The organism is Nocardioides abyssi (assembly GCF_030412915.1).
Classification (GTDB): Bacteria; Actinomycetota; Actinomycetes; order Propionibacteriales; family Nocardioidaceae; genus Nocardioides; species Nocardioides abyssi.
The window spans coordinates 1-406 of record NZ_JAUHJR010000039.1 but is presented as its reverse complement, the minus strand read 5'-3'; the positions used below and the strand labels follow the sequence as shown (position 1 = coordinate 406).

General features: G+C 74.9%; 1 protein-coding gene. It reads left to right on the top strand.

Features of this window, described 5'->3' with window-relative positions:
* On the top strand, positions 1-243 hold a 243-nt coding region (locus tag QWY29_RS19800; protein ID WP_300962957.1), incomplete at its 5' end, for a hypothetical protein.
* Positions 244-406 lie beyond the last annotated feature (163 nt).

The window sequence follows — 406 nt, the reverse complement described above, 5'->3', positions numbered from 1 at the left end:
GCGCGCTGGGTCCCCGGTGACTACTGCGTGCTGGGAGCCGACGGGTTCGGCTTCGCCGACACCCGCCCCGCGGCGCGACGCTTCTTCCACATCGACGCCGAGTCGGTCGTGGTCCGCTCGCTCCAGGCACTGGCCGACGCCGGCGAGATCGACCCGAGCCTGGTGGAGAAGGCCTTCTCGAAGTACCGCATCGACGACCCGACCGCCGTGAGCGGGGTCAAGCAGGAGGGCGGCGACGCCTGAGCCGGGGCCCGTGACACACGGGCCAGGCGACGACGACGGCCCCGGAGCACTGCTCCGGGGCCGTCGTCACGTGCTGGCTGCTTCGGGCGGCTGCGGCGTACGCCGCTCGGCTCAGGCGCCCGCGTCGACGGCCGCCAGCGGCACGACCTGGGCCACGGCGCCC